This is a genomic window from Nocardia sp. NPDC102475, assembly GCF_055584605.1.
Genome location: NZ_JBVJLS010000044.1, coordinates 41329 through 48730, shown reverse-complemented (window position 1 = coordinate 48730; position 7402 = coordinate 41329). Strand labels below are relative to the sequence as shown.

5 protein-coding genes are annotated in these 7402 nt (G+C 62.0%); 2 read left to right on the top strand and 3 right to left on the bottom strand.

Annotated features, from left to right (window positions below; translation table 11 throughout):
• Positions 1 to 40: 40 nt before the first annotated feature.
• Complete coding sequence (locus tag ACZ60G_RS42790; protein WP_465817967.1) at positions 41 to 1264, bottom strand: VWA domain-containing protein; 1224 nt, start codon at positions 1262 to 1264, stop codon at positions 41 to 43.
• A gap of 711 nt (positions 1265 to 1975) precedes the next feature.
• On the bottom strand, positions 1976 to 2704 hold the full coding sequence (locus ACZ60G_RS42785; RefSeq protein ID WP_465817965.1) for a helix-turn-helix domain-containing protein: 729 nt from the start codon (positions 2702 to 2704) through the stop codon (positions 1976 to 1978).
• Positions 2705 to 2951: 247 nt separating this feature from the next.
• On the opposite strand from ACZ60G_RS42785, the gene ACZ60G_RS42780 reads away from it, so the two are divergent.
• Complete coding sequence (locus ACZ60G_RS42780; protein ID WP_465817963.1) at positions 2952 to 3719, top strand: helix-turn-helix domain-containing protein; 768 nt, start codon at positions 2952 to 2954, stop codon at positions 3717 to 3719.
• A 342-nt stretch (positions 3720 to 4061) separates the two neighbouring features.
• Positions 4062 to 5657 (top strand): ISL3 family transposase, encoded by a 1596-nt coding sequence (locus ACZ60G_RS42775; RefSeq protein ID WP_465817961.1) that lies wholly within the window; start codon positions 4062 to 4064, stop codon positions 5655 to 5657.
• Positions 5658 to 5721: 64 nt separating this feature from the next.
• On the opposite strand, the gene ACZ60G_RS42770 is transcribed toward ACZ60G_RS42775, so the two are convergent.
• Complete coding sequence (locus tag ACZ60G_RS42770; RefSeq protein WP_465817959.1) at positions 5722 to 6558, bottom strand: MBL fold metallo-hydrolase; 837 nt, start codon at positions 6556 to 6558, stop codon at positions 5722 to 5724.
• Positions 6559 to 7402 lie beyond the last annotated feature (844 nt).

The window sequence follows — 7402 nt, the reverse complement described above, 5'->3', positions numbered from 1 at the left end:
CTCAACGTCACCTGCTCGATATCCCTGATCTCGCCCTACATCACCTACCGGAAATATACAGACCAACTGGTCTCATCCAAGTTTGGCAGGTAGGGTAGAACTGGTCACCCGGGACTGCGCCTGGATTCTTTCCGGTGTTGTAGAACGCGACGTTGCGGAAGGTGGCGGAGGTCGAGGAGTTAAGGTTCTTGTAGAACGCCATCTTGCCTCGGCCGAACCCGATGAAGATCCAGAACACTCCCAGCGTCGCTGAGTTCTGCAGCAGTGTTCGCACCGCCGCTTTATCGTCGGGCTCGTCTCCCACTTGGACGATGACCAACGCAGGATCAGCTGCCCCCGACTCCTGGTAGTGGTTGACCACGCAGCGCATCGCTTCGTCGACTTGCGACCAGCCCCAGTCGACCTGGGTGTGCAATTGCCCGATCCTGCCCCGGTAGTTTCCCAGACTGAGGTCCTCGACGAACGGTTCGTGCCGACCCGAGAACACCACAGGGACGGTGCCGTCGTCATCGAGGTTCGCCGCCAAAGCCAGAATTCGCTCAGCAAACGCTTGAACGGTGAACGACTCGTACAGTTCTCGCATGTCGTAGCTGTGGTCGAGAACCAAATACACCGCAGCGCGTCGGCTACCCATTCCGGCATCCGCCAGTGCCCGGTTCGCTTCGGTCGCTACCGGCAGCAACGCGGGCGCGATGTCGGTGACCTTCGCGAGCTCGGTGGGTGTCGGCGAACCCGATGGCTTGCTCGAACCGACCTGGGCGGGTGTCTCGTCGGTGTCGACATCGACTCCATAATCAGTGGCCAAGCCACCCAGACCGGAGGCGTAGCCCTGGCCCACTGCCCGCACCTTCCAGGCATCGTTGCGGCGGTAGGCCTCGGCGATGACGACGACAGTCTCCCCATTGGTGAAGTCCGGTGCGGTGTATTCGACCGTCGGTCCAGGGTTTTGGGTGACGACCAGCCGTGGGGCGCGACTGAAGACCGCACCCGGACTCAATGGATCGATGCTTGCGACAACCACCACGGTGGCAACGTCACGAGGAACACGCGTGAAGTCGACTTTCACTGTCGTGCCGGCCACTTCGACACCGTGGCGTGTCGGGTTGTTGTAGAAGACGAGGTCACTGTCGTCGCGCACCTTCCCACCGGGACCGAGTAGCAGCGCCGAAACATCGATAGGCGTCTGATCCAATGTGAGGCAGAAGGACACATGCCCTCCGTGGAGGGCAATATTCTCGCCCTTACGCAACGCGGTGCTCGACATTCGTTTCCTCGACTGACGTGGGTGGGACTCGACTCTATCCGGGAGCTACACCGCAGCAGGCGATTTCGGCACCAGACCATCTCACCCTTCCTGCCGTAAGCGGAGTTCCTACCCTGGAGGCAGATCTCCATGGAGCAGGAGGCCACCCTCCGACCTCGACCGCAGACGAAATCACGGCAACTTGTCATGGTCTCCGCGGGGAGCCAGCGCCGATAGCTGAGCGCCTCGACCGACTCAGTTGAAAGAGCTCCCGGTACTCGACTGCAATCCGGAGGCCGATAGGCCGCGCGGGTCGACCCGCGACCATTCATGCGGTATCGCAGTGATGCCAACCCTGGATCGCTGCTGGATATTGAGGATCCCACAGCGTTCGATGCGCCCGCCGTCGCTGGCGCCGATCTGGCCCGGCTGGGTCCTCGCGACGAGATCGAGCATTTTCGGCACGTGTGTACCGAGCCGAGTTCGCCCACGCGGGTGACGCTCTCGGCATGCGAGCGCTCGGTCGGTCGCTGCTGGTCTAGATCATCTGCCAACCTTCCAGGACAAAGTCCGGCGGCGGTGTCGCCGCACAACTGAACATGTCGGCTAGGTGGACACACTTGCGGCTCCGGATCGGCGCTCACTGCCGCGAAGGTCGTGACTCCCGGCATGTACGCGGCATGCAGGCCCAGTAGGCGAGCCAGCAGCCACGTATTGGCTCCATGTAGAAGTTCACCGGTCAGTGGGGTGAGGGCCGGAGTAGGGTTTGCGGATTGCAGTGATGAGCAGGATGTTCTGGGATTGGGTTACGTCGGCGATGCTGAGACGGTAGGAGGCCAGCTCGTGGGTCACGGGGTCGCGCCCGTGTATCAGGTCGTTGGTGTCTCGGCCGTAGGCGACATCGATCCCGCGGGGCCACAGGCGTTGGAAATCCTTGTTGCGGCGCAGGTGGCGTATGAGGTCATGTGCTTGCTGGCTGCCGCGGTAGCGCCCGAGGACTGCTTTGATGGTGGCGACGGAGTGCGCGGCTTCGCGGTGCCATTCGACTAGGACTGTTTGTGCGATCGGGTTGAAAAGCCATCGTGGGATGGAGTCGGTTTCGTCGAGGCCGGGTAGTGCTGATCGGAACGATTCGTTGCAGGCCAACACATTCCACATTGGATCCACAGCGGCCGCGAGCACCCCCCGTTCCTCGAGGTCTTGGATGTGGTTGATGAGTCCGACGTTGCTGCTCACATACTGGCGAAGCTTGTCGACGGGGGCGAGAACTTCGGCAGGTAAGCGTAGTTCTCGCAGGTGACGCGCTTGCATCGGGTTCAGCCTGTATCCGGCGATGATCGTTTCGAGTACTTCGATGGAGGGTATGCGCTCGCCGCGTTCGAGTTGGCTGAGGTATGAGGCGCTTATTCCGTGCCGCTCGTACGCGGTGATTCGAGTGAGCTCGAGGTGATCGCGGATCATCCGTAGAGTCGTCGGTAAGGTCGGGATATGTTGTTGCGGAGAGTATTTGGGCCTATCTCGTGCGCGGTGTAGTGGGCTTCGGTTCACGGGCAGCTCCTCTGGCGTTTGTTGTCTTCCGTGGTGAGGCGGGCTGAGATACGCTGAGCGGTTCGTTTCGGGGTCCATGGACCGAGTCTTGAGAACCGGTCCGCTAGCGTCAAGATCACTTCGGGGACAACGTGTCCGGGAGTGGCACCATACGGGGGAGATGAACTTGGAAGAGGTCACCAAGGCGGTCGGGCACTGGTTGCGAGCGCGCCGCATGCAGATCGGTTTGGATCGACCCGAAGATCTCGGGAGCCTGGTCGGGCTGAGTGCGGATCAGATCAAGAAGGTCGAGAACGGTACGCGCTCGTTGAGTATCGAGTCTTTCGAAGCCATCATCGGGGCGTTGGCTCTTCCGGTGTGGTGGGGGCGGACGATCCTGGCCTTGACCCGAACCAACCTCATTCCCGCACACCTTGGTGCAGGTGCTTCGTTGCTGCCGCGCGATCTGCGGATTCTGGAAGCCTATCCGGGGCCGGCCTGCCTTTACGAGGTGCCGCTGTTCAAGGTGAGGGCGGCGAATAGTAAGTACCTCAAGGCATTTCCTGGCTTGGTGCCAGGGCGCAACATCATCGAGTGGATGGTGAACGAGCCGGTCGCTCGCCGGGTCTTGGCGAATTGGCGGTTCGAGACGCACTTGATGACACAGGGATTCAAGCTGATGTCACCGGGGATCGCGGCACAGCGTGAAGTCGACGCCGTTGTCGAGGCTTGCCGGGATGCACCCGAGTGGGAGGATTTCTGGAATTCCGAACTGCCGAAAAGTCTAGCGACGCCGGAGAGATCTCTCGAACACTCCGTGATCAGGGATGCCGATACCGGTGACGAGTACCGGATGTGGGTGTCCATCGACGTAAGCGAACTGCCATTCAGGCCTTGGTGGGTCTACCACCTCACCCCGGTCGACGGTCCGCTCGCTGTGGCGCCGTAGCTGCGCCAGGCCCCACACACCTCTGTTCGTGGAACCCTAACCGGACCTCCGGAACGGCTCCGGCGATCTGGTTGCCAGGAGTGCATCCGCGAAGAGTTCGCCGGTTCAGGGTGAGCCGAGCCAGTGGTTGGGATGGAGCGTTGTTGGTCGGCGGCGACGATGCTGGTCAGCTCGTGGGTTCGTCTGTAACCGACCTGCGTGTCAACGGTCATCGGGAACGCCGGGCGGGTGGACCTGAGGGGTCCGGCTGGGCGGACAGCAGATCTGGCTCTGGTGCAAATTTGATGATCGGTGCGTGTCGATCGTGCTGTCGTGCAAGGTAATCGGCTATAGACGCGATTCGTGGTGTTGGATGATGTCGCGAGAAGTGTTGTGAGCCTGTTGTTTCCGCATCTAGCGGGAGTTCGTCTTGATGGTGTCTCGGCAACGGGTGAGAGGATCTACTTCGACGCGTCGACGTGTGTACCGTCGGCCGAGTGCTCGTTGTGTGGATGCAGGTCGACCGCGGTGCACAGCCGCTACCAGCGGACGATCGCGGACCTGGCCATCGCTGGTCGCGAGGTGGTCATCCGGTTGGTGGTGCGCCGGTTCCGGTGTCCGGACCCGCGATGCGAACGCAGGATCTTCTCGGAGCGGGTCACCGGCGTGGTCGATCGGTACCAGCGATGCAGTCCGCTACTTGCCGAGCTGCTCACCCGAATCGGCCTGGCCCTCGGCGGCCGGCCGGGCGCAAGACTGACTCAACAACTGGCGGTGCAAGTTTCGCGGTCGACATTGTTGCGGCGCGTCCGCGCGATCCCGCTACCGACCGTCGGCCCGCTGGTGGAGATCGGTGTCGACGATTTCGCGTTCCGCCGCGGAAGGACTTACCGAACCGTGGTGATCGATATGCTCACCCACCACCCGGTCGATCTGCTGCCCGACCGCACTGCCGACACTCTCGCAGTCTGGCTGGCCGACCACCCAGGTATCCGCCTCGTATGCCGTGATCGCAGCGGCCCCTACGCTGAGGGAATCCGCCGGGGCGCACCCAAGGCCATCCAGGTTGCAGACCGGTGGCATCTGCTCCGGAATCTGACCGACGCAGCCGACAAAGTCGTTCGGGCGCACCGCAAATGCCTGCGCGAGCACGACGAACATACCGCCGTCGCTCAACCGACGCCACCAATTCCAGCGAAACGGCAAGCCTCCGGCCGGAGAGCTGAGGTGACCCACCAGCGGCACGCCCAGATCCACGCGCTGCTCGCCAAGGGCGTCGGCCCGACCGCGATCAGCAAAGCACTCAACCTGGACGGCAAGACCATTCGCCGCTACACACTCGCAGCCACCCCCGACCAGATGCTCACCCCGATCGGCCATCGCGCCAGCGGACTCGACCAGCATCTCACCTACCTCGCACAACGGTGGAAACAAGGATGCGGCAACGCCGAACTACTGTTCCAGGAGATCCGCGACCGCGGCTACCGCGGCACATCGCGCACCGTCCGACGGCTCATCCATACCTGGCGCGCCGCAGTCGGTCCCACGTCCGTGCTGGCCGGCGAGCCGATCACACCCCGGCAGCTCACCGGATGGCTGATGCGGCCCCGCCACAAACTCACCCCGGACGAACACGCCGATCTACAACACATTCTCGACCGATGCCAGACCCTGAACGAGCTGAACCGGCACGTAACCGATTTCGCCGACATGCTCCGAAACCGCCGCGGCCACCTGCTCGACACATGGATTGATCAGGCCAAGACCAGCAGCATCCCGCAACTGCGGAGCTTCGCCGACGGGCTGGTCAGAGACTACGACGCGGTCCGCAACGGGCTGACTCTGCCGCAGAACTCCGGAGCGGTCGAAGGCACCGTGACCAAAATTAAGCAGCGCAAAAGGGCCGCATACGGTCGAGCTAATTTCGACACGCTCCGCCAGCTCGTACTCGCACGATGAACCGATCATCAAATTTGCACCAGAGCCATTATCCGGCGTCCGCTGGCACTGCGCTCCGGGGGTTTCAGGGCCGTGCGGCATGCAATTGCTCGAACTCGGTTGCGCAGTGTGATGAGAATACTGTCACCGTGCTTCGGTGATCGCGAAGGAGATCCCGCAGCCGTCGCTGGTTGTCGATCCGTCGCTGCCGCTGAGTATCGACACTCCACTGGAATACGCGGGCCCCCAAGGGCATCGATGGCTTGTCTGCCAGCTGTCCGTGATAGGAGTAGGCGTCTCCGGCGTGCAATAACCAACCGTCGCCGGTGTCGAGTGCAACTCCGACGTGTCCGGGCGTATGTCCCGCTAGCGGGATCATAAGTATCTCCGGTGGCAGACCATGCAACTGGCGCACGGCCTGGAAACCGAACCACTGGTCGTCGATGCTGTCAGACTCGTCGTAGGTGCTCCACTTGGGCCCGTGCCCGAATTGTGCTGGCCGGTAACGCATCCGCTGGCGACGGTCGTACGGCTGCCGCGCCACAGCATCGAGCTCAGCCTGATGCACATGGACGGTCGCCTCCGGGAAGTCCGCGAGTCCTCCCGCATGGTCCAAGTCCAAATGCGTCACGATGATGTCGCGAACATCCGTGCGTGAGAAGCCCAGTGCCTCTACCTGTTTAGCAATCGGGTGGTCGAGAACTGGATTGGTGCGACGCAGCAGGTCCTGGCCCACCCAATCGTCCGGCCGAACGGTGGCCTGCTCCCCATAGCCGGTGTCCACCAGGATCAATTCTGCAGCATGCTCGATCAACAAGCAGTGGCACGCTCCCACTGCCCGACGCAGAACGCCCGGTCGACCGTCGATCAAGCGGCCCCCGTAAGGTCTGGCACCGCCAGCGTCCAGGTGATGGACACGCATACCTCATGCTCCAATCCATGTTGCCAACCAACCGGCCACCGTACACGGCGCCAATGGCCCCCTGGCCACATTTGGAAGTCACCCAAACCTACACCAAAATGCAAGTGCTGAAACGCAATTCACTTTGACACCCCGCGTCGTGTGCGCTGTGTGGCTTACTGCATGAGCTGCAGCTCAGCGGAGGGTCGGCTTCCGTCGCGAACTCGACCGGTGCCGTCTCCGTGGTTGCCGCATAAGCGCTGATCCCTGATCCACGTCCGACCAGCTCCGCCGCCTGTGTCGTGTGCCACATCGTCGGTAGTCGGCAAGGCACCCAACGCACCTGCCCGTCAATGTGATCGGCGCAGCACGCGCATGAACGTCGCGCCGCTAGCGCGTGCCGAGCTCTCGCGCGTTGCTGGTTCCGGAAAGTGGTCACGCTCGCTGCGTCAAACATAGGGCAAACACCCTGCAAGGCAGCAAGATTGCTAATGCACGCTACGTGCGTTAACGCAATCTAGGCGCATTCAAACCCTGGCTTTTCCTGTTGTTCAAGGCTTTTGATGGATACGCAACTCCGCACTGCTAGAAAGGAAGATGATGGATCCTTATGTGATTCTGGGATGGGTGAATTCAGGTCTGTCCCTGCTGTCGAACGGGTTGTCCGTGGCGGCCCAGGCGCTGGCACTCATCCTGCCATTCATCTGATGTGAAGCCGCCTCCCAGAGGCTGATTCGCGTCTGGGAGGCGCACCCCAGCACATCCTTTGGAGACGTTAGAACCGCGGCCGCATCGAAATTCCACGATCGACGGCGATTAACGCCGGTGCCCGAAGCTGGGGCTGCGCAATTTGGCGAAATCTCGA